Origin of the sequence: Rhizobium sp. BT-226 (assembly GCF_025847085.2) — a bacterium.
Lineage (GTDB): Bacteria > Pseudomonadota > Alphaproteobacteria > Rhizobiales > Rhizobiaceae > Rhizobium > Rhizobium sophorae.
In genome coordinates this window covers 583,760-609,961 of sequence record NZ_JAOYTI010000002.1, presented here as the reverse complement: position 1 = coordinate 609,961, position 26,202 = coordinate 583,760, and the positions used below count along the sequence as shown (strand labels likewise).

At 59.6% G+C, this 26,202-nt stretch carries 27 protein-coding genes and 1 pseudogene; 20 read left to right on the top strand and 8 right to left on the bottom strand.

The window, feature by feature from the left end; all coding sequences use genetic code 11:
* Positions 1 to 554 precede the first annotated feature (554 nt).
* The 10 genes from OIU37_RS13145 to OIU37_RS13100 all read left to right on the top strand — a co-directional run bounded on the left by OIU37_RS13145 (position 555) and on the right by OIU37_RS13100 (position 12,125).
* A complete protein-coding gene (locus OIU37_RS13145) occupies positions 555 to 1,811 on the top strand; it encodes a polysaccharide biosynthesis/export family protein (RefSeq protein ID WP_264257674.1) in 1,257 nt (418 codons plus the stop codon).
* Positions 1,812 to 1,922: 111 nt separating this feature from the next.
* Complete coding sequence (locus OIU37_RS13140; RefSeq protein WP_171602139.1) at positions 1,923 to 2,696, top strand: glycosyltransferase family 2 protein; 774 nt, start codon at positions 1,923 to 1,925, stop codon at positions 2,694 to 2,696.
* 26 nt (positions 2,697 to 2,722) lie between these two features.
* The gene (locus OIU37_RS13135) at positions 2,723 to 3,886 is read left to right on the top strand and encodes a glycosyltransferase family 4 protein (protein ID WP_264257673.1); all 1,164 of its coding nucleotides are present in this window, start codon (positions 2,723 to 2,725) and stop codon (positions 3,884 to 3,886) included.
* Positions 3,873 to 5,972 carry a hypothetical protein gene (locus tag OIU37_RS13130; protein ID WP_264257672.1) on the top strand — a complete coding sequence of 700 codons (2,100 nt, stop codon included), beginning with the start codon at positions 3,873 to 3,875 and terminating at the stop codon, positions 5,970 to 5,972. The genes OIU37_RS13135 and OIU37_RS13130 overlap by 14 nt, the downstream gene beginning before the upstream one ends.
* Complete coding sequence (locus tag OIU37_RS13125; protein ID WP_264257671.1) at positions 5,969 to 6,856, top strand: DUF6492 family protein; 888 nt, start codon at positions 5,969 to 5,971, stop codon at positions 6,854 to 6,856. The genes OIU37_RS13130 and OIU37_RS13125 overlap by 4 nt, the downstream gene beginning before the upstream one ends.
* Entirely contained in the window at positions 6,853 to 7,680 is an 828-nt protein-coding gene (locus OIU37_RS13120) for a DUF1616 domain-containing protein (protein ID WP_264257670.1), read from the top strand. Before OIU37_RS13125 ends, OIU37_RS13120 begins: the two co-directional genes overlap by 4 nt.
* Positions 7,673 to 8,674: a glycosyltransferase family 2 protein gene (locus OIU37_RS13115; protein WP_264257669.1), complete on the top strand. Its 1,002-nt coding sequence runs from the start codon at positions 7,673 to 7,675 to the stop codon at positions 8,672 to 8,674. Before OIU37_RS13120 ends, OIU37_RS13115 begins: the two co-directional genes overlap by 8 nt.
* Positions 8,675 to 8,775: 101 nt before the next feature.
* A complete protein-coding gene (locus OIU37_RS13110; RefSeq protein WP_264257668.1) occupies positions 8,776 to 10,056 on the top strand; it encodes a hypothetical protein in 1,281 nt (426 codons plus the stop codon).
* Positions 10,057 to 10,072: 16 nt separating this feature from the next.
* On the top strand, positions 10,073 to 11,254 hold the full coding sequence (locus OIU37_RS13105) for a cellulase family glycosylhydrolase (RefSeq protein WP_264257667.1): 1,182 nt from the start codon (positions 10,073 to 10,075) through the stop codon (positions 11,252 to 11,254).
* Positions 11,255 to 11,621: 367 nt separating this feature from the next.
* On the top strand, positions 11,622 to 12,125 hold the full coding sequence (locus OIU37_RS13100) for a hypothetical protein (protein ID WP_264257666.1): 504 nt from the start codon (positions 11,622 to 11,624) through the stop codon (positions 12,123 to 12,125).
* A 14-nt stretch (positions 12,126 to 12,139) separates the two neighbouring features.
* Here the strand turns inward: OIU37_RS13100 and OIU37_RS13095 are convergent, their stop codons facing one another.
* A complete protein-coding gene (locus tag OIU37_RS13095) occupies positions 12,140 to 13,114 on the bottom strand; it encodes a quinone oxidoreductase (RefSeq protein WP_264257665.1) in 975 nt (324 codons plus the stop codon).
* 69 nt (positions 13,115 to 13,183) lie between these two features.
* Here OIU37_RS13095 and OIU37_RS13090 point away from each other — a divergent pair, with 69 nt between their 5' ends.
* The 3 genes from OIU37_RS13090 (at position 13,184) to OIU37_RS13080 (ending at position 15,552) form a co-directional block, all read left to right on the top strand.
* Positions 13,184 to 14,050, top strand: a complete 867-nt coding sequence (locus tag OIU37_RS13090) for a LysR family transcriptional regulator (RefSeq protein ID WP_206679617.1) — start codon at positions 13,184 to 13,186, stop codon at positions 14,048 to 14,050.
* Between the two features lie 156 nt (positions 14,051 to 14,206).
* Positions 14,207 to 14,611, top strand: a complete 405-nt coding sequence (locus OIU37_RS13085) for a GFA family protein (protein WP_264257664.1) — start codon at positions 14,207 to 14,209, stop codon at positions 14,609 to 14,611.
* Complete coding sequence (locus tag OIU37_RS13080; protein ID WP_264257663.1) at positions 14,608 to 15,552, top strand: phosphotransferase family protein; 945 nt, start codon at positions 14,608 to 14,610, stop codon at positions 15,550 to 15,552. Before OIU37_RS13085 ends, OIU37_RS13080 begins: the two co-directional genes overlap by 4 nt.
* 52 nt (positions 15,553 to 15,604) lie before the next feature.
* Here the strand turns inward: OIU37_RS13080 and OIU37_RS13075 are convergent, their stop codons facing one another.
* From OIU37_RS13075 to OIU37_RS13055, 5 genes are all read right to left on the bottom strand, one after another.
* A complete protein-coding gene (locus OIU37_RS13075) occupies positions 15,605 to 16,012 on the bottom strand; it encodes a GFA family protein (protein ID WP_171601220.1) in 408 nt (135 codons plus the stop codon).
* 358 nt (positions 16,013 to 16,370) lie between these two features.
* Entirely contained in the window at positions 16,371 to 17,012 is a 642-nt protein-coding gene (locus OIU37_RS13070) for a peroxiredoxin-like family protein (RefSeq protein WP_264257662.1), read from the bottom strand.
* 466 nt (positions 17,013 to 17,478) lie between these two features.
* Positions 17,479 to 18,975, bottom strand: a complete 1,497-nt coding sequence (cysN, locus tag OIU37_RS13065; RefSeq protein WP_264257661.1) for a sulfate adenylyltransferase subunit CysN — start codon at positions 18,973 to 18,975, stop codon at positions 17,479 to 17,481.
* 1 nt (position 18,976) lies between these two features.
* Complete coding sequence (gene cysD / locus OIU37_RS13060) at positions 18,977 to 19,930, bottom strand: sulfate adenylyltransferase subunit CysD (RefSeq protein ID WP_003546395.1); 954 nt, start codon at positions 19,928 to 19,930, stop codon at positions 18,977 to 18,979.
* 113 nt (positions 19,931 to 20,043) lie between these two features.
* Positions 20,044 to 20,820: a phosphoadenylyl-sulfate reductase gene (locus OIU37_RS13055; RefSeq protein WP_240602226.1), complete on the bottom strand. Its 777-nt coding sequence runs from the start codon at positions 20,818 to 20,820 to the stop codon at positions 20,044 to 20,046.
* 420 nt (positions 20,821 to 21,240) lie between these two features.
* Between OIU37_RS13055 and OIU37_RS13050 the strand changes: the two genes are divergently transcribed.
* The 5 genes from OIU37_RS13050 (at position 21,241) to OIU37_RS13030 (ending at position 23,310) form a co-directional block, all read left to right on the top strand.
* The gene (locus OIU37_RS13050) at positions 21,241 to 21,687 is read left to right on the top strand and encodes an Rrf2 family transcriptional regulator (RefSeq protein WP_003546399.1); all 447 of its coding nucleotides are present in this window, start codon (positions 21,241 to 21,243) and stop codon (positions 21,685 to 21,687) included.
* 95 nt (positions 21,688 to 21,782) lie between these two features.
* Positions 21,783 to 22,169, top strand: coding sequence for a DUF6152 family protein (locus tag OIU37_RS13045; protein ID WP_264257660.1), 387 nt, complete (start codon positions 21,783 to 21,785; stop codon positions 22,167 to 22,169).
* Between the two features lie 18 nt (positions 22,170 to 22,187).
* Positions 22,188 to 22,661, top strand: coding sequence for a DUF6644 family protein (locus OIU37_RS13040; protein WP_264257659.1), 474 nt, complete (start codon positions 22,188 to 22,190; stop codon positions 22,659 to 22,661).
* 71 nt (positions 22,662 to 22,732) lie between these two features.
* Complete coding sequence (locus OIU37_RS13035) at positions 22,733 to 23,014, top strand: YlcI/YnfO family protein (RefSeq protein ID WP_264257658.1); 282 nt, start codon at positions 22,733 to 22,735, stop codon at positions 23,012 to 23,014.
* Positions 23,011 to 23,310, top strand: coding sequence for a type II toxin-antitoxin system RelE/ParE family toxin (locus OIU37_RS13030; RefSeq protein WP_264257657.1), 300 nt, complete (start codon positions 23,011 to 23,013; stop codon positions 23,308 to 23,310). The genes OIU37_RS13035 and OIU37_RS13030 overlap by 4 nt, the downstream gene beginning before the upstream one ends.
* Here the strand turns inward: OIU37_RS13030 and OIU37_RS13025 are convergent.
* Both OIU37_RS13025 and OIU37_RS13020 read right to left on the bottom strand, forming a co-directional pair.
* Positions 23,311 to 23,486, bottom strand: a pseudogene (locus OIU37_RS13025) (choline dehydrogenase); the annotation flags it as partial.
* Positions 23,487 to 23,566: 80 nt separating this feature from the next.
* A complete protein-coding gene (locus OIU37_RS13020) occupies positions 23,567 to 24,106 on the bottom strand; it encodes a MarR family winged helix-turn-helix transcriptional regulator (protein WP_131623906.1) in 540 nt (179 codons plus the stop codon).
* Between the two features lie 89 nt (positions 24,107 to 24,195).
* Here OIU37_RS13020 and OIU37_RS13015 point away from each other — a divergent pair, with 89 nt between their 5' ends.
* The gene (locus OIU37_RS13015; RefSeq protein ID WP_264257656.1) at positions 24,196 to 24,996 is read left to right on the top strand and encodes an SDR family oxidoreductase; all 801 of its coding nucleotides are present in this window, start codon (positions 24,196 to 24,198) and stop codon (positions 24,994 to 24,996) included.
* Positions 24,997 to 25,091: 95 nt separating this feature from the next.
* Complete coding sequence (locus tag OIU37_RS13010) at positions 25,092 to 26,189, top strand: NADH:flavin oxidoreductase/NADH oxidase (RefSeq protein ID WP_264257655.1); 1,098 nt, start codon at positions 25,092 to 25,094, stop codon at positions 26,187 to 26,189.
* The last annotated feature ends 13 nt before the right edge of the window (positions 26,190 to 26,202 follow it).

Below are 26,202 nucleotides of genomic sequence, written 5' to 3'. Positions count from 1 at the left end.
GCCCACCTTCATGGCGGTACCCTATCGCAACAGGTTCTATGGCTATAGATGTGTGAAATACATAACATAATGCCATTTTATGGATAATTGCGCCGGCTAGGCGCGGTCGGCTCGCCATGCCGGATCAGAATGTCGAAACCCGCGCCGGGATGACCGGAAGTGCCGAAAGCCATCCCTGGACTCTGCCGACATCCATGGCGGGCTCTGGTGGATCAAAGCTGAGGGCTACATTGCAAAAGGTCGTAAAGTTCACCCCGCAGATCGTCAAATAAATCGATAAGACCAAGGGTTTAGAAGTCCTGCCCGTCGCTGCAAGTTATTACGTTCATTGAATTCTTTTCAAGTCAGACTCTTGGGCTGCTTGGAAGATGTACTAATCATTCGTAAGTACTATTGAATATGGTTAATATTATGTTAACCTTAAACAGATCCGAGGGTGCTCAGCGCTTTCAAGGCGGAAATCCGAAAACATGAAGCTTTCGAAGATAATATCTCCAGCTATGCCTGAATATAGGTTGAGAAGAGGTTCTCGCCTAAATCAAACAATACTATGGATGGTATTTACGGCAATTGCTCCTTTGGCGTCAGCAGCGGAAGAGTTACCTGCGCCCACGGAAGCGGTCTCGGTTGTGACGTCTGGTGAGACTTCGGCGCGACAGCCTCAATTGTTGCGTGACGTTCTTCGCTCAGGCGATAAATTGGATCTCGCATTTTACGAAAGCTTGGCCTCCGTCGAAGATCGCTGGACGGGCTCACGGGGCACGGTTCCCTGGAACTTTTACCAGCGGCCCGAGCTCACCGGCGAATACGTCGTTGAAGCGGACGGGACGATTTCGCTTCCTCTTTTGGGACGCTTCCCGGTTCGAGGGCTTACTCCGGCGGATGTGGAGGCGATAATTCTTCCTTCGTACGAAAATTTGGTCGGCAGAAAGGGGTTCGTGAATATCGTCAAGATTGAGCACCAGCCAATTTATATTACCGGCCCGGTTCGGAATCCTGGGTCGTTTCGATATGTTGATGGCATGACTGTTCTGCATGCCGTCGCGCAAGCGGGTGGCATGGCTGCGAAGAGTATTGAGCCATGGCAGAGCGTGGAAATTTCACGCCAGATCGAGCGGTTGAAGGCTGGGCTGGCCGACGTGAAGCGGCTTGCGTCGCGCACCGAGGTGCTCAGGGCGAAGCGCGATTCCGTACAAATTGCCAGCATTGGCACGCCTGTTCTTGGTCCGGACCCCGATGCTCAACGGTTGCTGGATGATGAGACATGGCAGCGCCAATTGGTAACGACGAGCAAGGATGCGCAGAGCAGTGCTTACGCAAAATCTGTTGCCAATGCTCAGGCCGATCTTGATCTGCGTCAGGCACGAGTCGGCAATTATGATGCCACCATTCGGGTCCGCCAGGATCGGCTGGCAAGTATCGAGAAGTTGGCCAAAAACAAACTTGTCACGAGCATTGAGTTGACCCGGGCACAAAGCGAACTGACCGAGTCGGAAGATCGAAAGCAGCAAGCCGTCATCGATGTTGAGAGCGCAAAGCAACGGCTGGCGGCAGCCAAACAGGACGTTGAGCGCGATCGTATCGAACGCAAGATCGAGATCGAAAAGTCGGCAGCGGATGCCGAAAGAGGCCTATCCACGGCGTTGAAGACGACCGAGAGCGATCTTGAAATCTTCCAGTCGATGGTATCGTCGAATGATAGCGCCGGTGTTGAATTTGAAATCGTTCGGCCTGGACCGAATGGTGTCATCGTCGAACCTGCGACCGAAGAAACGGTCTTACAGCCTGGCGATCTGATCAAAGTACATTGAGACTTAGCCACATAGTCTTCCAGGAGAGTTTAATCCTCCTCTCGGCCAAAGAGCTCAGGGGCATCGTCGATTTGCGATTTGTCACGCGGTCCAAAACGCCAAGGAGAGCTTATGTCTACAATTGAAGCGTTACAGTCCTCGCATTCCTCTATGCCGGTCCAAGGTCCGATGTTCAATTTGCCAAGGACCTCACTCGTTATTCCAACCTTGAACGAAGCGGAAAACATTAAGCTGCTCTTGCCCCGCATACCGACATGGGTGCATGAAATCATCATCGTCGATGGGCGATCGACGGACGGAACGCCGGATATCGCGCGAAGCATGCGCGATGATGTCAAGATCGTGCTTCAGCCGAAGAAGGGCAAAGGCATCGCGTTGCGGACGGGCTTCGAAGCCGCATCTGGTGATATGATCGTGATGCTTGATGCTGACGGGTCGATGGATCCCTACGAAATCATCTTGTTCGTCGCAGCTCTTGTTGCAGGTGCGGATTTCGTCAAGGGTTCGCGCTTTATGCAGGGTGGCGGCACCAGCGACATGACGGTCATCCGCCGTTTCGGCAATCTGGGCCTGACGCTCCTGGTCCGGATGCTCTATGGCAGCTCTTTTAGCGATCTGTGCTACGGCTATATGGGCTTCTGGAGACGGCATGTTCCCTTGCTGCGTGCCGATTGCGACGGCTTCGAAATTGAGACGCTGATCAATTTGCGGGCTCTCAAGAATAATCTCAAAATTATGGAAGTCGCGAGCTTTGAATCGGAGCGTATCTACGGCGTCAGCAATCTGCGTGCCCTTCCGGACGGCTGGCGCGTGCTGAAGACGATCTTCCGGGAACGCGTCAGTACGCCGACGGGCGTCCAAGTCCTCGAGCAGGGCATTTCCTGAGGTCTGGATTCAATTGGCGAGGCCGCATGATGCGCATTTTGATGCTCAGCGCGAAATACCTGCCTTTTGCCGGAGGAACGGAAACCCATGTCAGCGAGGTCGCAATCCGGCTCGTGCGCAAGGGGCATGCGGTGACGGTATTGACGGGCAATCCCGACGGCCTTCTTCCGGCAGCGGAAACCCGAGACGGCGTGCAGATTGTCAGGCTGAAGACGTTTCCCCGTGGGCGGGATTGGTGCTTCGCCCCCGGCGTCTTCAGGGCGGTCGCCGAAGGGGATTGGGACCTGATGCATGTTCAGGGCTACCACACCTTCCTGGCACCGCTGGGAATGGCCGCCGCATCGCGGAAGGGGCTTCCTTTCGTGGTCACCTTTCACAGCGGTGGCCATTCGTCGCGATTTCGGTCCTCGATCCGGCGCCTCCAACATAGAATGCTTGCGCCTCTGGCTGCGGGGGCAGCGCAACTCATTGGCGTGTCGCGGTTCGAAGCGGATCTATTCAGCCGGAATATGGCAATCGCGAGAGACCGGTTCATCGTTATCCCCAATGGCGCGCGCCTGCCGGAAACGTCCGGGTGGCGACCGGCTTCTTCACCTCACGACAGGCGGCTGATCGTCTCGCTCGGCAGGCTGGAGCGCTATAAAGGTCATCACCGCGCGCTTGCTGCATTTCATGTGCTGGCAACGAAATTCCCTGATATGCGCCTTCGGATCCTGGGAGAGGGGCCTTATGAGGCGAAGCTGCGTCAGCAGGTGGCCGAGCTTGGGCTCGGCAACCGTGTCGAGATCGGGGCAATTCCGCCGACCGACCGGTCCGCAATGGCCGATCTTTTGTCTTCGGCCGCTCTTGTCGTGCTCCTCAGCGATTATGAAGCTCATCCCGTGGCGGTTATGGAGGCGCTTTCGGTCAAGGCTCCCGTACTGACCGCCGACACATCCGGCTTTCGGGAGCTGGCTGAGGAGGGCCTCGTGCGATCCATTCCGCTCAACGCTTCGCCAGACTTCACCGCGCGTGAAATGCTCGCCGCCATGGACGCGGGGCCGATCTCAATCGAGACGAGGTTGCCGGACTGGGACGATTGCACGGACCGGCTGCTGAAGGTGTACAGACGCGTCCTTTCGCATCCGCAGCCTGAATTGCGAACCGGTCCAGCACTGCTTGGAGATTTGAAGCACGATGACCGTTGTTAAGGGGCGGGCTTCTCCAGGCCGGCAGAAGGCCTACCAGGACGGAGCTTATCGTCATGGTTATCCAGGAAGGGTTTCCATTCCACGCGTCGATCTGTGGATCGCCGCATTTCTGGGCCTGCGCAGGCAGGACAGCGCGGTCGGGGACGTTGCCGATCCTTCGTCGCTGGGGATGTCGCCGGTCTTTGCCTTCCTATGCAGCTGCGCCCTTGTTGTGGCCGCTCTTGCTGCAAATGCCAGTCGGCTGGGAGAGGGCTGGGCGGTTCCGACGTTCTATTGCGCCATCGCCGCGATCTTTCTCCCCGCGGCGGCGCGAATCATCCATCCGGGAGCCAGCCGCCTGGAGCGCTTGGCGCTCATAGTGATCGTCACCTCAGCCCTCTTCGTGGTACGCCTCATCCGCGCGCCCGTCGCCTTCATAGACCATGACGAGTTCCTGCATTGGGCGACGGTGAACGACATTCTGGAGGCGGGGCGACTGTTCCTGCCCAATCCGCTTTTGCCGGTCAGCCCGCTCTATCCCGGGCTAGAGCTCATAACGTCCGCCTTGGTCAGCCTCTCCGGACTGTCCGTTTTCGCGGCAGGCCTCATCGTGCTGGCGGCGGCACGGATAATGCTGATGCTCACGCTATTCCTGCTCTTCGAGAAGATCACGGGCTCGGCACGGATCGCCTCCATCGCCTGCCTGATCTACATGGGCTCGTCCACGTTTTTGCTGTTCGACGTCCACTATTCCTATGAAAGCCTGGCGATCCCCATGCTTGCGGCGGTGCTGTTGGCTTCGGAAAGCCGACGCATGGAGCGAAGCGACGCGGCAGGCTGGCCGACGGTCGTCGCCACCATGGTCCTGATCGTGGCGCTTGCGGCCACTCATCATCTCACCTCCTATTTTTGCACGGCCCTTCTGTGCGCCACGGCGGTGATGGAATGCCTGAGACAGGGCGCGTCCGCTATGGGGAGGCGGCAGGCGATCCTGCTGGCCGCGATCGCCGTGATTGCTCCGGTCGCCTGGTCGAAGATCGTCGGGAACCCCACCGGCAGCTACATTCTTCCCGTACTGGCAGGCGGCCTGCACGAGGTAGCGCAACTCGTATCGAGTTCGACCTCGACGCGTAAGCTTTTCGTGTCGGACACGGGAGCCTTGGCGCCGGCTTGGCAACGTTACCTGACGATGGCGGGCGTCGCGCTGATCTGCCTGGGACTTCTCACCGGCTTTCTCCGCTCGCTCGTTTTCAATGGGCAGCCCCGGAATGCGAGCATCCTCTGGCCGCCGACCAGATGGCGCCTATGGCGGTCAAGCCTTCTCGTTGTCCTCGTTTTGGTGACGCTGGCCTACCCCCTCAGCATCATCTTCCGCCTGACGCGCAGTGGGTGGGAGATCGGCAACCGCATCGGCTCGCTATCCTTCCTCGGCGTCGCAATTGTCGTCGCGGTGGCCGTTGCGGCGTTCTGGCACGGCACGTCGCGTGGCTGGCTGCGCGCAACGGCGCTTGCCGCCGCCGCAACGACGGTGCTGATTGCTGGCGTCATCAGCTCCGAGGGACCACGTATCCTGGTTCCGGCCGGCTATGAAGTGTCGGCCGACTCCTCGTCGATAGAACCGATGGGGATCAGCGCCGCAAGGTGGACCAGGGAATGGCTGGGCGGCGACCAGCATTTCGCAGCCGACCGGATCAATCGCCTGCTCCTGTCTACCTACGGCCGGCAAAAGGTCTCGACCACGCTTGAGAGCGGGCAGGATACAGGCATGGCCATCACCGCAGCCGATCTCGGTCCGATGGAACGCAAGCTGCTGATCGAGTCGGGCATCGGTTTCGTCATGGTCGACCTGCGCATGACCACCGGCCTGCCTGGTGTCGGCGTCTATTTCGACGGCGGCGCGCAGGACCGAAACCACCTGGTCCCCCTCCAGCCGTCATCGCTGCTCAAGTTCAATTCCGAGCCCGATGTCGACCGTAGCTTCGACAACGGCTTCATGGTCATTTTCGACGTCGGGCGGCTCGGGAAAACACGGCAGCCCGGCGTCCCTGGTAAGCGGACCGGAGAGCCGGTGCAATCCTTGGGACGAACAGACGGAGATTCGCGATGATCGATAGCCGTCTCGACGCTTTCATGTGCGTCCATTCGCGGGACATCGAATATTTGCTCGAAGCGTCCCTTCGCTCCTACCAGCAGCATTTCCCCGACAAGGGAAACCTGACCATGGTCACCGACAACCCGGCCGCTTTAAGAGCCTTCCTCGACGCGAAGGGTCTCGTGCCTGGCGCATCCGTCACCGGCGACAACGACTGGCTTTCCGCCAGCGAACTGGAACTTCCCGGCTGGTTTCGGCAGCAGATCATCAAGCTGCGCGCCTCCGAATTCTGCCGGACCGAGCATTTCTGTAATCTCGGCGCAGATACACTGCTGCTGCGGCCCATTGCGAGGACCGATCTGATCGACGGGCGCGAACCGGTTCTCTACTATTCCAGCCACAGGCTTCCCGATCTGCACTACCGTTTCGAGAAGAAACGATTGCGCAATGTTGCAAAGATCCTTGGCGTCGAGCCAGCCCGGTCTTCTCGCTACGTCGATTTCATCAATGATTTCTTCTGCTTCAAGCGCGAATGGCTTATCGCTCTGAATGACTACATCGCGTCGAAATACGGCTCAAAACCCTATGTCGAGCTGCTCAAGGGGCTGAGCGCGTCAAAAGATCAGGCACGGTTCGGGGAATGGACGCTCTATTCCGTCTTTCTGCTCGATGTGATACACCAGTCGCCGACGATGCGCGATGCGCGCGGGGCCTATCTGACGCAGATCCATAGCCGTCTCGGCCTCACTCTGAGCCGGCTGGACAGCAAGATCGTTCATCTCGTCCAGAAATCCTTCGACCCGAACGTGATCCGGCAGAAGCTCATGAAGGTGAACCCGGGCGCCGCTCAGATCATCGGCGCGACGGCATGGGCGGATGCAGGAGCTCGTCCCCGATGATGGCCCGCCGTGTCTTTCCGGGAATCATTCCGCTGTGGGTTCTTGCCGCTGCGTTGGCCGTAACGTGGCTGCCCGAAACCTTTTCGACCTGGGAAAAGGCGGTCCGCCTGGCGCTCTGCGCGCCGCTGATACTGTATCTCCCGGGGCGCATGCTGGTGGACACCCTGCGCATAGAGGGCGATATGGTCACCAGGGGGACGCTCTCGGTGTTCCTGAGCTTCGCGGCCTGCATTTTTTTGGGGCTTCTGCTGCATGTCGTCGGACATCTCGATGCCCGAGGCTGGGTCTACGCGCTGGGCCTGACGACGATCGCCGTTCGGTGGCTGAATGTCGTTTTGCAGCTCGCAAGGCCGGTTCCAGCCATTCCCTGGGCTTGGCCCGGCCGCCGTTTTGGGACCTTCGCTGTTTCCATCATCTTGGCGACGAGTTCCGTGCTCATGGCGCGCCCGGTCGCGCTTGAACGCAAGCCGTTTCATTTCACCGAGCTTTGGATGGTGCCCAAAGGGAACTGGACGAACAATGTGGTAACGGTCGGCGTGCGCAATTCGGAAGACGCCAAGACGCTTTACAGTCTTGACCTTGTTCTCGGCGGCACGTTGATTGGAAAGATGCCAACCTTCGAACTGGCACCGTCCTCCAGCCAAACCTTCGAATTCTCCGTACCGACAAAAACGCGCCCCCCCGCACGGCTGGAGGCCTGGCTCTACAAGGGCGGCGACAGGGAAACGATCTACCGCAAGGTCTGGATGACCATCGACACGCTCCAGTCCCCGGCATCGACCGGAATAACCCTTCAGTTCGCTCCGGGGACGAAAAATGGATAATTTCCAGCACCCCGTGCCCGGCAAGCTTACGACGGCAATCGTCATCTGCTGCTATTCCGATAAGCGCTGGGACATTCTCAACAAAGCAATCGAGGCGGCAGCGCGCCAGGTCCCGGCCGCGGACGAGATCGTCGTCGTCGTCGATCACAATCCGGCACTCGCGCTGCGTCTGCGCGCCAAGCGCTTCGAAACCCCGATCAGGATCGTCGAGAACAGTCATCCGCCCGGCCTCTCCGGTGCCCGCAACACCGGGATTTCTGTCAGCCGCGGCGAGGTCATCCTGTTTCTCGACGACGACGCCGTGTCGGATCAAGATTTGCTGGCGACCTTGGTGCGGCAACTCGAAGATCCCTCGGTTCTGGGAGCCGTGTCCGCTATCCGCCCGTTGTGGGAAACAGACCGTCCGTCCTGGTTTCCCGACGAATTCCTGTGGACCCTCGGCTGCACCTATCGCGGCCTTCATCCGGGGCCGGTGCGCAACCTCATCGGCGCGTCCATGTGCATCCGCCGCGATGTCTTCGATCATACGGGCGGCTTCGATTCCGGCTTGGGCCGAACGGCCAAGGCTTTGCCGCTCGGATGTGAGGAAACGGAACTCTGCATCCGTGCAGCCAAGGCCTTGCCATATGGCCGTTTCGTCTTCGAGCCATCGAGCGGCAGCGATCACGCCATCCCCGCCGATCGCGCGACCTGGAAATATTTCCTTCATCGATGCTGGGCCGAAGGGCTTTCAAAGGCCAGCCTATCGTTGATCGCAGGCTCCGGCGAGGCGCTGGCGTCGGAAAAGACCTATGTGACAAGGACGTTGCCCCAAGGGGTTATGCGGGGATTCGCTGATCTGTTGCTTGGCCAGCCGAGCGGCCTTCTTCGCGCCGTCGCGCTGGGTGCCGGCCTGGCGGCCACTGCGGCCGGCTTCGCTTTCGGCCGGACCCGCGCTGCCCTTACGCGTCCGTTCACCTCCGTTCCTGCTCGCGCTCTCGAACCGGTGGAGTAGGCATGATGACCCTCAGCGCCGCCATGACTAAAGTCCGCAGCCTCCTGTTGAATCAGGCGGTTTTGCTCCTCAATGCAGGCATGCTGGGGCTTGGAACGTTGATGACAGCCATTCTTGGCTTCGTCTACTGGTGGTTCGCGGCACGCTCCTTCTCGGCCGAAGCTGTTGGGCTCGCCGCCGCCGCCATATCGTTGATGAATCTCCTCGCGAATCTCGGTGAAGTCGGTCTCGGGCCCTTCCTGATGGGCGAGATAGGCCGTCAGAAAAGAGCGGGCCCCTTTCTGACGGGCGCCCTCCTGGCCTCGTTCAGCGCCTCCATCGCCGTGGGGCTGATCTATCTTGGAATCGCAGCCTGTACATCGACGCAGCTTGGCTCGATCGTCGGTTCCTCCGCGACCGATCTCTTCTTCGTCGCTGGTTGCGCTCTGACGGCCGTGACCCTCGTGCTCGACCAAGCCCTGGTAGGCCTTCTGCGCAGTGGCCTTCAACTGGCCCGAAATGTCGTCTTCGCCGCCAGCAAGCTTCTTCTACTGATCGCTCTCGGCCTGACACTTGGCCGGGCGACCAGCGAACTGGCGATCTTCACCACCTGGTTTGCCGGGCAGCTTGTCTCGCTGGTCGTCGTGGCCGGGCTTCTTGTTTATGCCGGCAGGCGCGTTTTCCACCGGCCGGAAATCCGCGCCTTCCGCCCGGTGCTCGGACAGGTTTTCGGCCATCATACGCTCAGCATGGCTGTGCAGGCGCCGGCGCTGCTGCTGCCCTTCGTCGTCACGGTGATGCTGTCCGCTGAGATCAACGCCGCCTTCTATGCCGCCTGGACGGTGCTGAACGTCGCGCTTCTCGTCCCTGGGTCACTCGCCTCGGTGTTGTTTGCCATCGCTATGCGGGAGCCGGAGCTATTTCCTTCGCGCCTGCGCCTGTCGCTCGGCTTGTCGATGCTGGTCTGCGCGGCGACCGCCTTGGCGTTCCTCTTCCTGTCAGGCTTCATGCTCTGGATATTCAATCCGGCCTATGCCGTGATTGCAGGAAATGGCCTGCAGTTTCTTGGCGTTGCCGCTTTCGGAATGGCGTTGAAGTATCATTATCTGGCGGTTCAACGTGTCCGACGGCGCCTGGGTTTTGCTACGCTCGTTCTGACCGGCGGTGCGATGCTGGAGATCGCGGCCGCCGTCGCTGGTGCGCAATTCGGGATCGCAGGCACAGCCAACTTCTGGGTCATTGCTGTTTCGCTGGAAGGCCTGCTTCTTTGCCCGGCATTGTATTGGGCCACACGGCACACTGCGACGCAGCCCGCCATCGCGCCATCAGCGGCTGCCGGTGTCTCGACATACGGCAATTCCCTCGACGAGACAGACCAAATCGGAATTGCGTCACGGGCTTGAAAGGGAGTTTCTTCGCATGAGGCGTATTCATCATTTCCGGAATTTCGCTATCGGCGCCGCGGCGCTGGCGCTTTTTTGGTCTGCTCAGGTCGGATCTGCGGACGCACAGTCCTCTGCGCAGCAATCTTTCGTCACGACGAAAGAGGGGGGCTTCCTTCTGGACGGCAAGCCATTTCGGGTGGCCGGCGTAAACAACCACTATCTGACATTTGGCTCGCCAGGCGAGGTCACCCGTGTGTTGGACGATGCCACGGCAATGGGTGCCAATGTGGTGCGCACCTTCCTGCAACCGGTTATAGGGTCGCTGGACGGCCAGGTGCCGACGATCTGGAATTCAAAAAGCACGGCCGATTCCAGCAATCTGGGAACCAAGGGCATCTATATGATGAGTTGGGATCCGATAACCAACAAGATGGTTCCCAACGACGGACCTGACGGCCTGCAAAAGGTCGATTACCTCATCGCCGAAGCGGCGAAGCGCAAGCTCAAGCTGATCCTCGCATTCGTCGATTTCTGGGCCTACACCGGCGGTGCCCAACAGATGAACGCCTGGTACGGGAGTTCGGACAAATACACGTTTTTTGCCGCTGATCCGCGAACCCGACGCGATTACAAGGCATGGGTCCGGCATGTTCTGTCGCGCGTCAACACGATTACCGGTGTGCGCTATTCCGATGACCCCACCATATTTGCCTGGGATCTGGCCAACGAACCTGACATCCATCCCAAACCGCTCCTTTATGAGTGGGTGTCGGAAATGTCAGCCTATGTCAAATCCCTGGCACCGAAACAACTGGTAACGACGGGCCATGGGAACATGGATCAGAAGCTGGCGGATATGAATATTCCGAGCGTCGATTTCGGCACGTGGCATGGCTATCCATCCTACGTCAAAATGAGCCATTCCGATTTCGATGCCCGCATTCGCGAATACTGCGCGATCGGACGAAGTATCGGAAAACCGGTGATCCTGGAGGAATTTGGAATTCCCCGATCCGATGCCTATCAGGCAAATGCCTATGAAACGTGGCTGAACACCATCGCCACCTCGGATTGCGGAGGCTGGGTGGTCTGGCGGCTCACCAGCACCCAGGACTCGGGCCTCTATCCTGAGGACGATTATGACAAATTCGACATTCATAACGATGGAAGCCCTGCTTGGCACGCTCTGCGCGGCGCCGCCCTCAAGCTTCAATAATCAGGGCCACCGAAGCCATTCCGCCGTCCAGGATTCGAAGGCGGAAACCGATTTCAAGACGAAAACACGCGTGACACGACGATCGGAAGCGCGCTCGCCAACCGGGATGGTTGCGCGAACGGACGAGTGATAGCGATCTCAACACGCCAGAGTATTGACCTAATGCATCCATATTTTCTTGCGATCTAAACTGGGTCTCTAGCTTCGCCAAATATTCGCGGTATATCCAGGATATCGGGGGATAAACTGGAGATTTTCGAAGGTCGGCAGTTGGCAATATGAATAATGCGGACGGCTCGCTCCCAGAAGCGGTATCGTATATTGACTCATCATCGGGCTATCCCGATTCGAAAGAGGGAATCCGGCAGTGAACTCTTCACGCTTTCTCCAATCAATCGTCGAAGCCGAATCCCATGATACACGCTTGAATTTTGCCCGTGCCGCGATTTTTCAGCTTTATAGTGCTTGCCTGCCAACCGGTTCTGCGCCGGCTCAGTTTTCCGTCGAACTCACTCTATCTGAAGAAGAAGCGGTCACGCTTGTCGTGCGGCCGTTCGTCAATAAGGTCGAAGCACTTGGCGGGCTTGTGAAATCCCTGTTTTCGACAAACGCAGAGACCGTACTGCGAGCCCTGCCATGCAGGGTGGAGGATAAGCTTGGATCCGGCATTGGACTGATACTTTTCGTCGACGATGAGCCGATGATTACTATCGGATCTCTTGCAGATGATAGCGGACTGTTTCTTCGCCAGATCGAACCGGCATCCAGGACGACCTCCGGGGTTGCCACAATCGGTGCGGTGGTAGGCCAACGACTTGCCAGTGTGGTTCCTATTCCGACTGGATCTCTCGATCTGCGTAAGCCGAAATAACGGACTCTGAGCAATCAAGGGATCAGCAGGATACTGCCCGCCGAGCGTCCGGATTCCATCTCTTCGTGAGCCTTTGCAAGATCGGCCAAACGATATTCGGCACCGATCTGCGAAACGATCCCTGCTTCCATCGCGCCGACGGCAGCCAGGGCAGCCTCGCGATACTGTCCGACGTCGGCGCTCCAGGCCATGATGCTCGGATGGCAGAGCGCCTTGCCCGGGCGAAGTTCCTCGACAGGCACCGGTGGAATAGCACCGGCGGCCTGACCGATGGTGACAGCCATGCCGAATGGGCGGACCGAGCGTATGCTTTTGAGAAGCGTGTCGCCGCCGATCCCGTCATAGGCGATGTCGACACCAAGCCCGTTCGTGAGCCGCTTCACTTCCGCGACGATGTCGGCGTCTCGTCCAACGATAAGGTGATCGGCTCCATAAGATGCGGCGAGTGCGGCCTTTTCGGAAGAGCCGACCGTCCCGATCACCGTGGCATCGAGCGATCTCGCCCAACGAACGAGGATGCTCCCAAGCCCGCCCGCGGCCGCATGGATCAGAACCTGGGTGCCTGCGCGCACATCATAGGTCTTCTTCAACAGCATGTAGGCGGTCATGCCTTTGAGGAGCGAACTCGCTGCCGTTTTCGCCGAAACGGCATCCGGAAGCTTGATCGCCCTTTCGGCGACAATATTCCTGGTGGAGCGATAGGCGCCAACCGGCGGCCCGGCATAGGCGACGCGGTCGCCCTTTTGAAACATGGAGACGCCAGGACCGACATCCTCGACGATGCCCGCCGCCTCGGCACCGATCACCGCGGGGTAGGACGGCATCGGATAGATGCCCTTTCGGTGATAGACGTCGAGAAAGTTGGATCCGATTGCCTGATGACGGATTTTTATCTCGCCATCACCGGGAGGTTCTGAATGGTGCTGCTCCTCAACATGGAACTGGGTGACGTCACCTGGGGCATTCAGCCATACGATTTGGTTGGTCATCTCTCGTGCTCCTTCATGGGCACAAATTAGGCGATGGCGTGATGTGTGAAAATTCTCTATTGTTTCACAATGATTGGGAGAGAATTCACAAAACTCGACTGGGACGACCTTCGGCATTTCCTGGCGCTCGCGCAGTCCGGAACGTTGCTTGGTGCGGCAAAGCAGCTCGGCGTCGAACACGCAACGATCAGTCGGCGCGTTTCATCGCTTGAAGCCGGTCTCGGTCGCAAGCTCGTAGACCGCCGCGGACGGCGCATCACGTTAACCTTGGAGGGAGAGCAGGTTGCCAGGCACGCAGCTCTTGTCGCGGCGCAGACTGCGGCAATCGAGCAGCTTGGCCGCAGCAGCACCACGGAATTGCGTGGCCATGTGAGGATCAGCGCGCCTCCCGCTCTCTCAAGCGTGCTGCTGGCAAAGCCGATCGCCGCCGTCAGGCGAGACCATCCCGGGGTCCAGATCACGCTTGTCGGAGAAAAGCGCCTCGCCTCCCTGAACAGACGAGAGGCGGATATTGCCGTGCGAATGTCGCGTCCGGAAGACGGCGATTACTCTATCGTCAAGCTCGGCGAGACGAGCTTCCATCTCTACGCATCAAAGACCTATCTCGAAACGGTTCCACCATCGGACTGGACCTTCATCGGTTACGACGAAACCATGAACGCCTCGCCGCAGCAGCTGCGGCTGATCGAACTGGCCGCCGGCCGGCCGATCGCCGTGCGGTCGTCCGTTCTGGAGTTTCAGGCCGCAACCGCATGCCTTGGCGCCGGTGTCGTCATGCTCCCTGATTTCGCCGCCCCGGAGTCCGGCGGTCTCCAGCGCATTGAGAGCGAACAGGCTTTGACAAGAGAGGTCTGGCTGGTTGTCCATTCGGACATCAAGGACGTCCCCTCCGTCCGCGTCGTCGTCGATGCGCTGAAAAACGCTCTCGGGAAGTAGCCCGCTCAGTCCGTTAGGCCGCAAAGGGGCAGAGGCAGCCATTGAACTGGTCGCAGTCCGGCAGAGTTCCTCTCAGGATTGCGCCCATTGCCGTCATTGATATCTCACCGCTGTTGTCTTTAGTTTGTCGTCACAACTTTCAAGCGGGAGGAGAACATGCCAGTCGAAGCAATACGAACGGGTGGATGCCTGTGCGGTGCAGTGCGTTATGAGGTCCGAGGCGAGCCCTATCAGTCGGGGTTGTGCCACTGCAAGACATGCAGAAAGATCACTGGCTCCGCCTTCTCCGCAACGGCAAATTGGCATCGTTGGCAATTCCAGATGTCCGGGGAAATCAGCACTTTCGATAAAAGGTCCTTCTGCCCTGCCTGTGGTTCTCGGCTCTTCTTTCTCTTCGATGACGGCGTGGAAGTGTTTCTGGGGACGCTTGATGAAGCGCCTTACGCTATCAGCCCGATGGTCGAAGTGTGGAACATTCGACGTGAACCTTGGCTCGCACCGGTCGTCGGAGCTGCGCTTCACGAAGGAAATGAGATCGCTTCGGGAAAAGACGAAGGATGACTTTCGAACTTGACGCTGAAACTGTCTTGCAACTCATCCAGCACCTTGAGCCCGATCTCACCATCTGCGGTTTCTCCCGGCTGGAGGGCGGGAGCACCGAGGTCTATAAGATTGATCTTGCGAATTCCGATTATGGGTCGCTGGTTCTCAAGACTTATCCGGATGAGCCCGAGTGGGGCCCTTCGAAGGAGGCGCTCGTAGCGGGCTGGCTCAAGGATTTGACGCCGCCGGTTCCCACCTGGCTGCGCGTCGATGAATCTCGGTCTCTTCTGCCGCTACGCTATTCCTTGTTGACCCACTTGCCCGGCCGCTCGCTTCGCCACTGGATGGCCGAGCCTGATATCAAAAACGTCTATCGCCAGATAGGAGAGCTTCTGAGACGCATTCATGCGGTACCGATGCCTGCGTATGGCTATGTGCTTGGCCACGGCATCGACAAACCGGTACCCACGAACGCAGACTACATGACGGCAGCGTTTGACGATGTGTTTCGGCGGTTTCGCGCCCTTGGCGGCGATCCCGAGCTGGCACGCCGTCTGCAACAAGCAGCTAAGGGCAGCTTCGATTTTCTTGACGCAAGCGATGGCGCAGTCCTCGCCCACGACGATTTTCATCAGGGCAATGTATTGGCGTTACGTGGCAAGGCTGGCCGACTTGAATTGAGCGGGCTTGTCGATTTTGGAAATGCACGCGCTGCGGATAAGCTCTTCGACTTGGCCAAGGCCCTTTTCTGCTGTGCACATGAAGACCCGCGCAGCTATCAGCCCATTCTGGAAGGTTACGGCTCGGTCGATCACCCGGATACCGAAAGGGCGCTTTGGCTCTACACTCTTTTCCATCGGGTCAGCATGTGGTGCTGGCTCACGAAGATTGGCGTAGACGCTGCAGCCGAGGAAGGCCCTGGCGGACTTATTCGCGATCTCAGCGAAATGGTTGTCTAGCATGCAGGTAGCGAAAGAGCTTTGCTGCCCAACCTTTCCACGTCCATTCATTCTAATTAGCGATTGGAAGGCTTTGAAAGTGCTCTACTGTTTCGTCAAGCTGCACCCAATTATGTTTCGATTGTTCGAAGACTGACAGGGCAGGTGGCGCGAAGGCGGGGTCGGCGAGGGAACCTACCGCCACCCCGATCCAGGACGGCGCAGCATCGGCCTTCCAATAGACGGTCGAGCCGCAGGTTGGGCAAAAATGCATTCGGACGTTGCGACCGCTCTCGGCAGTACGAATGAATTCTGTAGACGCGCCAGATATTTCGACACAGCCCATCGAGTAGAAAGCGTTTGCGCTAAACGGCGCACCTGTCCTGCGCTGGCAAGCCAGACAGTGACACAGCGCAGTCAATTGCGGCGGCTCGCTGAGCATCAGTCGCAGAGCGCCGCAGGCGCATTGGGCATTGGCCATGGAAAATCCTCCCGCTTGCACGGTGAAAATACGTTGAATGGGGGATGAAGTGCAGGCCCGAACCGCAAATGGTTAGGGTGGGCGATGCGAAGGGGCTGAGACCTGATATAATTTCAGGCCCACAGAAGCTCAAATGTAGATCGCGGAATGCCGAAGTCTAGAGGAAAGCCCATCTGATCGCTTCGGGCCGGACGCGGATGCGGAGCCCTGATCGCACGGCCTTAGGTTCTGATCGGTTTCTTTGCGGCAAGCTGGATTTCAAATTCCACTAGCGATCAATAGCCAAGGGCGGAGTGTAGTCGTTAGTGACCCACTGAGCACCACCCGGGCGGCTGGGCGTCGAGCGAGTTTTTCGTTGTTAATGCACGACTTGGGAAGCGACCGACATCAATTCCTGGGAATTCGGTGCCTGGAATGTCTGGAGCCCAGCCTCCAGAACTTCAGTGAAGCTCCAGCGTACGATGCCCTCCCGGTCGATTAGGAACTGACCGACAAGCTGCCCGTGGTCGGCAGTCATCATTTGCTGATCGGCTTCCGTAATCTGATATCCTTCCTTCTTGTTGAGAAATTCGTCCATTGCCATCACGCCCATAGGCTCGGGCAACTCGCCCGGAAGATCGATCAGTATCGCCATGGCCGTGTCGATCCCGACCTCGCGTAGGCCGAAGGCTTGGTGCGAAGCCCGTACCGGGTCGGAAGCAGCAAGAAGATCGGGTATCGGATGGTAACGGAAATAGAGCCGCGCGCGTTCGACTGGGGTGTTTACCACCGCCAGCGATTGGACGCCTTTCTCACGCAGCATCGGGTTGAGATATGCCATGGCCGCGACATGGCGCCGGCAGAACGGACAATGCAGCCCTCGAAACAAACCGATCAACAATGGGCTGCGGCCACGAAAATCATCAAGTGCGATCTTCCCCTCGCGCGAGATCGCATCAAACACAACGTTCGGAACCCGGTCGCCCGGTTGTAGCGGATGGTCGACATAGCTCGTGGACATGGACAACCTCCTCGCTCGGGGATCAGTCGAGAAAAGGCAGTGCTTCGAGGTCGAGATTGAGCGTTGCAGGGCCTGACCTCTCGTCTTACCGCACCGCCAGGATCCGATCTAAGAATGGCCCCACATTGGCCCGCGGGCAAGCGGTAAACAGCGAATCGTGAATTGAAAAAGTCCGTTTTCTGCAAACTCTGATTTTTTTAGCGGCCGTAGAGGCCGACACAGAAAATTGAGCTGGGCGACCAGCCAATTTTGCGTTCAAGCAGTGTGGGGCCGCGTAGCGGAAGTTAAGCCCGGATTTTCGACTTTTCAACACTGTCGGCCGGAAGCGGACACGAAGCTGCTATCGCAAAGTCTCAGGTTCTGAACGGTTCTTTGCCGCTCGACAGGGAACCCGCCAGCCCTACAGCCAGCGAATTCGGCTGCGGTGAGGGGCCAGTCTTGCTGGCCCCTTATCCCTTATCCCTTGTCAGATATCGCTTGCAGCGCTCGACCAGAGGTCGGCCGCTTCGGCTGCCGTCATGCGCCGCACCTCGGCCTCGTGGCTGCGGCTGGCGAAGAGTTCGCTTGCCATGATCTGCTCGGCAAGGTCGGCCGGAAGCGAGAGGATGACGCGGGCTTCGCCATTGTGCAGGCCGCCGAGTTCCGTGCGCTTGCCGGTCACCATGCCGCCGGCGACCGTATTGTTGGTCTCCGGATCGATCAGGATGAAGGAGCCGGAAAGCCGGTTCTGCTCATAGGGGTCGAAGATCGCCGCTTCGTCGAAGACGAGCCGGACTTTGCCGATGGCGTTCATGTAGAGCCGCTGGGCGGCGTTCCAGGTGCCGGTCTTCAGTTCCAGCTGGCTGAGCGGCTGCACCTGCACGCGCTGGCGGCGGCTGCCGCTCTTCAGCCAGTAGCGTTTGCCGGGCTCGATACCCTCAGGCTGCAGCGCCACGATCTGCGCGTCGAAGGCAAGGCCGACCTGCGGCTGGGCGTCGATCGAGACGATCATGTCGCCGCGCGCCACGTCGACCTGGCGGTCGAGCACCAGCGTGATCGCGTCGCCGGCAACGGCGGCATTGCGGACGAGATCGAAGGTGACGATCTTCGAGACGTTGGCGACCATGCCGGACGGCAGGATCATGACGCTGTCGCCCGGCTTGACCGAGCCGCCGGCAACCGTGCCCTGATAGCCGCGGAAGCTTTCGCCGGGGCGCGAGACGCGCTGCACCGAAAGGCGGAAGCCGACCGTCTGCGACGAGCGCACAGTGGCAAGCTCCAGTGTCTCCACCAGCGTCGGGCCGCTGTACCAGGGCATGGCGGCCTGGCCGGAATAGACGACGTTTTCGCCCTTCAGCGCCGACATCGGAATGGCGGTGATCTGCTTGACGCCGAGCGACAGGGCAAATTCCCGGAAGTCATGGCTGATCTTGTCGAAGCCGGCGCGATCGTAGCCTGTGAGGTCGATCTTGTTGACCGCGAGCACGAACTGCTTGATCCCGAGCAGCGAGGCGATCGTCGCGTGACGGCGCGTCTGTTCGAGAATGCCAAAGCGCGCATCGACCAGCAGGATGGCGAGATCGGCGGTCGAGGCGCCGGTCGCCATGTTGCGGGTATATTGCTCATGGCCGGGCGTGTCGGCGACGATGAAGGAGCGCTTGTCGGTCGAGAAATAGCGATAGGCGACATCGATGGTGATGCCCTGTTCGCGCTCGGCCTGCAGGCCGTCGAGCAGCAGCGCGAAGTCAGGCAGTCCGAGATCGTTCTGCTTGCCGGTGGAATCGCGCTGCAGGGTGGCGGCCTGGTCTTCCTTGACCGCCTTGGTGTCCCAGAGCAGGCGGCCGATCAAGGTCGACTTGCCGTCATCGACACTGCCGCAAGTGATGAGGCGCAGCGGGCGCGAGTCGCGCAGAGCTTTCTGCTGCTCGGCGGCGGGCAGGGTGACGACGGTGGCGGCCGAGACGGCGGTTTGGGCTGCGGTCATCTCAGAAATATCCTTCACGCTTCTTCTTTTCCATGGAGCCGGACTGGTCGCGATCGATGGCGCGGCCCTGGCGTTCGGACACCGTTGCAATTTCGAGTTCGGCAATCACCTCTTCGAGGGTGGTGGCCTGTGAGCGGATGGCGCCGGTCAGCGGGAAGTCGCCGAGGGTGCGGAAGCGGATCATGCCTTCCTGGCGGACTTCACCGGGCAGCAGTTCCAGGCGCGGATCCTCGGCCAGGATCATCATGCCGTCGCGCTCCACGAAGGGCCGCTTCTTGGCGTAGTAAAGCGGCACCAACGGAATGTCTTCGGCCTGGATGTAGCGCCAGATGTCGACCTCTGTCCAGTTCGACAGCGGGAAGGCGCGCACGCTCTCGCCCTTGCGGATCATGCCGTTATAGATGTTCCAGAGTTCCGGCCGCTGGTTGCGCGGATCCCAGCGATGATCGGGCGTGCGGAAGGAATAGATGCGCTCCTTGGCGCGGCTGGCTTCCTCGTCGCGCCGCGCGCCGCCGAAAGCGGCGTCGAACTGGCCGGCATCGAGCGCTTGACGCAGGCCTTCGGTCTTCATGATGTCGGTGAAGGCGGCTGATCCATGCGTAAACGGCGTGATGTTTTCGGCTTTGCCGCGCGGATTGATGTGCTCGATCAGATCGAGATCGTACTTCTTCGCGGTCTCGTCGCGGAAGGCGATCATCTCGGAAAACTTCCAGCCGGTGTTCACATGCAGCAGCGGGAAGGGCACGCGGCCGGGATAGAAGGCCTTGCGCGCCAGATGCAGCAGCACCGAGGAATCCTTGCCGATCGAATAGAGCATGACCGGACGCTCGAATTCGGCCGCAACCTCGCGGAAGATGTGGATGGATTCGTTTTCCAGCGCTTTCAGATGCGGGTCGAGCGGCGCCTTGGCGCTCTGCGGATTGCTAAGTTCCGTATCCGGACGGCTATCGGGCATGTCTTACTCCAGGCTATCGGTCGTTGCGGCTCACCGCAAAACAATTCCTTGATGTTGGCTTTCCCAAGGCTGCGGCGGTCGCCGCGCCCTGATTGGGAAAGCCGTGGGGTGATTTACTGTGCGGCGATCGCTGCGGCCTCTTCGGCGACATGCAGGCCGCATTCGCGCGTCTCGTCCTGCTCCCACCACCAGCGGCCGGCGCGTTCCGGCTCGCCGGGCTTGATCGCCCGCGTGCAGGGCTCGCAGCCGATCGAGGGATAGCCGCGCTGATGCAGCGGATTGACCGGCACGCCATTTGCGGAAACGAAGGCCTTGATCGCCTCCAGGTCCCAATCGGCGAGCGGATTGACCTTCAGCAGGTGCCGTTCGGCGTCATATTCGGCAAAGGGCGTTTCGGCGCGGTTGGCCGATTGGCCGCGGCGCAGGCCGGTGATCCAGATCGCAGCGCCGTCGAGGGCACGCGCAAGCGGCTTCAGCTTGCGCACGCCGCAACAGGCGTGCCGTGCCTCGACGCTCTCGTAGAAACCGTTGAGGCCGTATTGCGCCGCATAGGCGTCGATATCGGCCTTCTCGGGCTCGAAGCGATGGATATGGATGTCGTACTGGCTTTCGGTCTCTTCGATCAGCGACAGCGTCTCGGCAAACAGCCGGCCGGTCTGCAGCGTCGCGACATCGATCGGCAGGCGGTGCGTACCGATCTCGGCGGTGATCACCTGGTCCTCGATACCGAGTGACGTCGTGAACACCACGCGGCCACCAAGGCCGGAGACCAGCGACAGACGTCCGGCAAGGTCGAGGCCTGCCAGCCTGTCGTTCAGCGCCTGGGCTTCCGCAATCGGTCCTTCTTCCGCAATCGGCCCGTCTTCCACAATCGGATTGATAGCAGTCATGATAATCCTGTCCTTTGTTGACCGGAGTATCGCAGTTCACGCATGGATCGGACAGAAAAAGGGATTTCGAAAGCTGCGGCCGGAGGAGCAAATATCTCTCCGAAGCTGCCGCGATGCAGAAAAGCAGCCGCCTGCGGACGAAAGTCCACATCGGCAGCTCGAATGTCTATAGAAATAGTAGAGTTACACGCAGCCTGTCAATCCGAAATCTGAAGTGATGCCGAAAATGGTGCGGAAGGCGCGGTTTTGGCATAGATTAAGAGAGCTTGGCCGAGGGCGAAAAACAAGGCCAAAACGCTTGTCTCTCAAGGCTTTCTCCGGCGCGTTCAAATTCCGTTCATGCTGGTTGTGCCATAGAGGCAAAAGTACTTCCGTAGCGGTGCGGAAATTCGCGCCGCCTGTGTGTGTCGATGGTCAAAAATGATTACGCAAAAGGCGAAATATGCGCTGCGGGCGCTCACGGTCTTGGCTGATGCCGATGCCGACGAACCGGTGATGATTTCCGATATCGCGGCGCAGCAGAAGATCCCGAAGAAGTTCCTCGAACAGATCCTGCTCGACCTGAAACATCACGGCGTCGTTGCCAGCCGTCGCGGCAAGCAGGGCGGTTATCTCCTGCTGAAGCCCGCCCATACCATCACCTTCGGCGAGATCCTTCGCATCATCGACGGCCCGATCGCGCCGCTTCCGTGCCTGTCGATCACCGCCTACCGCCGGTGCGACGATTGCGACGGCGAACAGAACTGCCAGATCCGCCATGTCTTCGCCAAGGTCGCAGACGCCACCCGGAAGGTGCTGTTCTCAACGACCATCGCCGATGCCATCGCCCCAAAGCACAGCGCCGAAGTCACCCGGTTGCTGGCTTGAGCATACGCCCGCCTCTTGCTTCAAGATTTGGTGAAATCCCTTTTCTTCCAGTCGGGATGCTCCACCTGCTTGCTCATGCTGGTAGGGAGAATATCATGTTTGGAATTTCAGCACAGCGAGTAGTGGCTGCGGCCATCCTCTCGGCGGCCCTAGCCACAGGTGCTGCCGCTCATCACGGCTGGTCGTGGGCTGAGGCGGATCAAATCGAACTGCGCGGCACCATCGAGAAGATCTCCATGGGCGGACCGCATCCGACGCTCGATGTCGCCACCGCCGATGACGGCGCCTGGCTCGTCGAACTCGGCAATCCGCGCCAGACGGAACGCTCCGGCTTCGTTGAAGGTGTGGCCAAGCCTGGCGACCAAGTGGTGGTCCTTGGAAACCGTTCGCAGGATCCAAAAGAGAAGCGGCTGAAGGCGGTGCGCCTTACCATTGGCGAAAAGCGCTACGACATCTATCCAGACCGCATCAAGACGAACTGACCTTGGGCGAACTGAGCTGTGATCGACATTCTCGAATGGCTGTCGGCAACGACACCTGCGGTCGCGTTCCGGCGCTCCGGAACACTCTACATGTTCGTCAACGCAGCCCATATCCTGGCGATCGGTCTTCTCATCGGCGCCATCCTGCCGCTCGATCTGAGGCTCGCCGGCTTCTTCCGCAAGGTGCCGGTTGAAGTCGTTGCCCCGTTTCTCTCCCGCGCCGCCGGCGTCGGCCTTGCCGCGGCTATTGTCACCGGCTTCTGTCTCTTCAGCGTCCGGGCGGTCGAATATGCCGGCAATCCCGCTTTTCTTGCCAAGCTCGGGCTGATCGCCTTTGGATTGCTCAACGTGCTGGCGGTGCATACCGGGCAGGGTTGGCGAACCGCAACCACGGTCGGCATTCTGCGCCCTGCCATAAGAGTTTCTGCGGCTCTGTCGGCGGCGACATGGATCGCCGCGCTTATGGCGGGACGCTGGATCGGATTTCTCTGATAGTGGAGGGGAGTTGAATAGAACACGATGATCCACCATATTGCATTGCAATTGCAACGCATGAGGAAGTTATGAAAACCGCATCGCTCCCGTCCCTTCGCGTGGATCCTGAATTGCGTGCTGCCGCCGAAAGCGTTTTGAAAGAAGGCGAGAGCCTGTCGTCGCTGATAGAGGACTCTCTTCGCCGCCAAATCGATTATAGAAAGACCCAAGCGGAGTTCATCGCGCGCGGTCTGGCTGGCTTGGCCGACGCGGAGCGGACCGGTGTATTTTATACAACGGGCGACATTCAGGAGTTGATGCGCGAAAAGCTTGAAAAGGCGAAAGCCCGTAAAGCCGCACAGCAGAAATGACCTTCGAGCTAAAGTATACCCAGACCTTCTATGAAGATCTGGACCGGCTCGCCGATTTTCTGATCGAACGTGATCCGGATTTGGCGGAACGTGCCCTCAACGCCATCCAAAAAGCTTTGATGATACTTCAGGATTTCCCGCTTATGGCCAGACGCGCCTCTGCGGATGATCCTTTGCTGCGCGAGCTCGTCCTACCATTCGGTTCAGCCGGTTATGTCATTCTTTTCAAAGTGATGAACGAAACGAGCGTCATTGTCCTCGCCGTCCGTCACCAGCGCGAAGAAGATTACCACTGACTATCTGTCGCTGACGGCCCAGCGCGGGTTGATCCACGGCTCTGGTTCGAGCGCACCAGCGGTTGTTTGCAGAGGATATAGTCGGCCGCCTTCTCTCCCGTCATGATCGAGGGTCCGTTCACGTTGCCGTAGGTGACGTACGGGAAGATCGAGCTGTCGGCGACGCGCACCCCGTCCGAAGGCTTGCGCGGCACCGCGGCTTCAACATGCTTGTTCGAATTCATCGCCCGAATCCTCTGCCGCGCCCATCCCACAGTCAGCCTCTCAGCATGCGGCGAGCTTCATAAGCTTCCAGGAACTCCGGAGAGGCGACGTCATCGGCCAGCGCGCGAAGCGCAGCTGCGGAAGGACCCAGCACCACCTCAACGCGCTGATTGGCATCAGCCCAAAGGGCCAATGCCTCGTGCAGGCGTTGCTCGCCGGACGTCGTCAGCATTGCGTGCTTCGTCCGGCCATCATGTTCGTCAGGCATAAGCTCGACCAGTCCGTCCCGGACGAGCGGGCGAAGGGCGTGGGTCAAAGCGGAAATGCTGACGGCAAGGCGCTCGGCGAGCAATAGCAAGGTTGGCCATCCATGGCTGCCCTCGTGCAACGCTGCGATCTGGGTCAGAAGCCCGACCTGGGTGGCCTTCAGGCCGGTCGGCGCCACTGCGTCATCATAAATCTGCCCCAACCGCCGTGATGCGCGCCGGAGGGCGGTGTTTGTGCACACGAGTTCGGCCAGGAGTTCCGGCGGGCTCAGCCTGCCCGCGCGCAACTCCTCCCCTGGATCGCCAATCGAAAGTTTTTTGCCCATCCCAGTAAAATAGTTGAGGGCTCATCCATTGACAAGACGGCATCGCGACCATACGTAAACTTGAGCACTCAACCAAATAGGATTTTGACATGTCTGCATCATCGCTCAAGCCCGTCGCCCTCGTCACCGGCGCCTCCGCTGGTATCGGCGCCATCTATGCGGCGCGCCTCGCTGAAAAGGGGTATGACCTCATCCTCGTCGCCCGGCGGGCCGATCGTTTGAAGGCGCTCTCGGACAAGCTCGGCGCTGCCCACGGCACGAAAGTCGAGGTCGTGGAAGCCGACCTGACGAAAGACGCCGACCTCACCCGCGTCGAAAAAGTGTTGAAGGACAATTCAGCGATCACGCTCCTCGTCAACAACGCCGGCAACTCGACCTTGGCTCCGGTCGCCAAGACCGCTGAGGAAGACGCGGCCGCGATGATCGCACTCAACGTCACTGCGCTCACGCGGCTGACACACGCCGTTCTGCCTGCATTCCTCAGCCGCAACCACGGCGCGATCATCAACGTAGCTTCGGTCCTGTCCTTTCATGCCCTGCCGATCAGCGCGATCTACAGCGGCACCAAGGGCTATGTGATGAACTTCAGCCGGGGCCTGCAGCAGGAGCTGGCCGAGACCAATGTCCGCCTGCAACTCGTCATGCCGGCGGCCACGGCGACGGAACTCTGGGATTTGTCGGGCGTACCGCTGGCGTCGCTCAACCAGGCGACCGTCATGACGTCCGAAAACCTGGTCGACGCCGCCCTGGCCGGTTTCGACAAGGGCGAAGATATCACGCTGCCATCCGTTGCCGACGCCAGTCTGTGGGACAAGTTCGACCACGCCCGATCCACACTGTTCGCCGCGACGCAGACCGGTGAACCTGCGCCCCGTTACCGTGCCGTCTAGACACCCCGAAGGATCGAGCGCACGGATTAACCCGTACGCCAGCGGGCGTCGGCAGATCCGTGCGGTTGATTGATATTCATTTTAAGGAGATTCCATTGCCCAGCTTGTTCGACCAATTCACGCTGAAAGGCGTCATCCTCCGAAACCGCATCGCGGTATCTCCCATGTGCCAATATTCCGCGATTGATGGCGTTCCGAACGACTGGCACGCCGCCCATCTCACAAGCTTGGCGCGCGGTGGCGCTGGCCTCGTCAACGTCGAAGCCACGGCTGTCTCTCCGGAGGGGCGGATCACGCCGGGCTGTACCGGTCTTTGGAATGATGTCCAGGCCGAGGCCTTTGGGCCGATCGTCGCCAGCATCGAGAAGGCGGGCGCGGTCGCAGGGATCCAGATCGGCCACGCCGGCCGCAAGGCCAGCGCAAACCGTCCTTGGGAAGGCGACGATCATATCGCCGATAGCGACTCGCGCGGCTGGGAAACCATCGCACCGTCCGCCATCGCGTTCGGCGGCGGCTTGGCGAAGGTACCGCGCGCCATGAAGAAGGCCGACATAGATCGCGTCCGCGGCGATTTTGTCGCTGCAGCGATCCGCGCGCGCGACATCGGATTCCGCTGGCTCGTGCTGCATTTTGCTCACGGCTATCTCGGCCAGAGCTTCTTCTCGCCGCATTCGAACCAGCGCGACGACGAATATGGCGGCAGCGCCGATAACCGTGGACGCTTTCTCCTCGAGACGCTGGCGGCCGTTCGTGAAGTCTGGCCCGAGGATCGTCCTCTGACTGCTCGCTTCGGCGTCATCGAGTTTGACGGTCGCGACCAGGAAACCCTGCGGGACGCGATCGATCTAGTCGGAAAATTTAAGAAGGCCGGCCTCGACTTCATCGACGTCAGCCTCGGCTTCTCAACCCCGGCCGCCAATATTCCCTGGGGTCCAGGGTTCATCGCGCCTTACGCCGATCAAGTCCGCAAGGCCACTGGCCTCCCCGGTGCCGCAAGTTGGAACATCACTCAGCCGGAGCAAGCGGATGAACTCATCCGAAGCGGACAGGTTGACCTGGTTATGATCGGCAGAGCGATGCTCGCCAATCCGCATTGGCCCTACGAAGCCGCGCGCAAGCTCGGTGTCGAGCGTCCGTCCTGGACATTGCCTGCCCCTTACGCACATTGGCTCGCATCCTACCGCACTGCCTGAGTGATCGGGGCTC

Excerpts from the sequence above, each read along its gene's own strand:
- OIU37_RS13035 (WP_264257658.1), top strand. The coding sequence starts at position 22,733 with ATGAAAACCGCATCGCTCCCGTCCCTTCGCGTGGATCCTGAATTGCGT.
- cysD (WP_003546395.1), bottom strand. The coding sequence starts at position 19,930 with ATGCCCGATAGCCGTCCGGATACGGAACTTAGCAATCCGCAGAGCGCC.
- OIU37_RS13075 (WP_171601220.1), bottom strand. The coding sequence starts at position 16,012 with ATGGCCAATGCCCAATGCGCCTGCGGCGCTCTGCGACTGATGCTCAGC.
- OIU37_RS13090 (WP_206679617.1), top strand. The coding sequence starts at position 13,184 with ATGATTGGGAGAGAATTCACAAAACTCGACTGGGACGACCTTCGGCAT.
- OIU37_RS13045 (WP_264257660.1), top strand. The coding sequence starts at position 21,783 with ATGTTTGGAATTTCAGCACAGCGAGTAGTGGCTGCGGCCATCCTCTCG.
- OIU37_RS13070 (WP_264257662.1), bottom strand. The coding sequence starts at position 17,012 with ATGTCCACGAGCTATGTCGACCATCCGCTACAACCGGGCGACCGGGTT.
- OIU37_RS13080 (WP_264257663.1), top strand. The coding sequence starts at position 14,608 with ATGACTTTCGAACTTGACGCTGAAACTGTCTTGCAACTCATCCAGCAC.
- OIU37_RS13125 (WP_264257671.1), top strand. The coding sequence starts at position 5,969 with ATGATCGATAGCCGTCTCGACGCTTTCATGTGCGTCCATTCGCGGGAC.
- OIU37_RS13115 (WP_264257669.1), top strand. The coding sequence starts at position 7,673 with ATGGATAATTTCCAGCACCCCGTGCCCGGCAAGCTTACGACGGCAATC.
- OIU37_RS13095 (WP_264257665.1), bottom strand. The coding sequence starts at position 13,114 with ATGACCAACCAAATCGTATGGCTGAATGCCCCAGGTGACGTCACCCAG.
- OIU37_RS13085 (WP_264257664.1), top strand. The coding sequence starts at position 14,207 with ATGCCAGTCGAAGCAATACGAACGGGTGGATGCCTGTGCGGTGCAGTG.
- OIU37_RS13135 (WP_264257673.1), top strand. The coding sequence starts at position 2,723 with ATGATGCGCATTTTGATGCTCAGCGCGAAATACCTGCCTTTTGCCGGA.
- OIU37_RS13015 (WP_264257656.1), top strand. The coding sequence starts at position 24,196 with ATGTCTGCATCATCGCTCAAGCCCGTCGCCCTCGTCACCGGCGCCTCC.
- OIU37_RS13120 (WP_264257670.1), top strand. The coding sequence starts at position 6,853 with ATGATGGCCCGCCGTGTCTTTCCGGGAATCATTCCGCTGTGGGTTCTT.
- OIU37_RS13145 (WP_264257674.1), top strand. The coding sequence starts at position 555 with ATGGTATTTACGGCAATTGCTCCTTTGGCGTCAGCAGCGGAAGAGTTA.
- OIU37_RS13050 (WP_003546399.1), top strand. The coding sequence starts at position 21,241 with ATGATTACGCAAAAGGCGAAATATGCGCTGCGGGCGCTCACGGTCTTG.
- OIU37_RS13055 (WP_240602226.1), bottom strand. The coding sequence starts at position 20,820 with ATGACTGCTATCAATCCGATTGTGGAAGACGGGCCGATTGCGGAAGAA.
- OIU37_RS13030 (WP_264257657.1), top strand. The coding sequence starts at position 23,011 with ATGACCTTCGAGCTAAAGTATACCCAGACCTTCTATGAAGATCTGGAC.
- cysN (WP_264257661.1), bottom strand. The coding sequence starts at position 18,975 with ATGACCGCAGCCCAAACCGCCGTCTCGGCCGCCACCGTCGTCACCCTG.
- OIU37_RS13110 (WP_264257668.1), top strand. The coding sequence starts at position 8,776 with ATGACAGCCATTCTTGGCTTCGTCTACTGGTGGTTCGCGGCACGCTCC.
- OIU37_RS13105 (WP_264257667.1), top strand. The coding sequence starts at position 10,073 with ATGAGGCGTATTCATCATTTCCGGAATTTCGCTATCGGCGCCGCGGCG.
- OIU37_RS13020 (WP_131623906.1), bottom strand. The coding sequence starts at position 24,106 with ATGGGCAAAAAACTTTCGATTGGCGATCCAGGGGAGGAGTTGCGCGCG.
- OIU37_RS13140 (WP_171602139.1), top strand. The coding sequence starts at position 1,923 with ATGTCTACAATTGAAGCGTTACAGTCCTCGCATTCCTCTATGCCGGTC.
- OIU37_RS13130 (WP_264257672.1), top strand. The coding sequence starts at position 3,873 with ATGACCGTTGTTAAGGGGCGGGCTTCTCCAGGCCGGCAGAAGGCCTAC.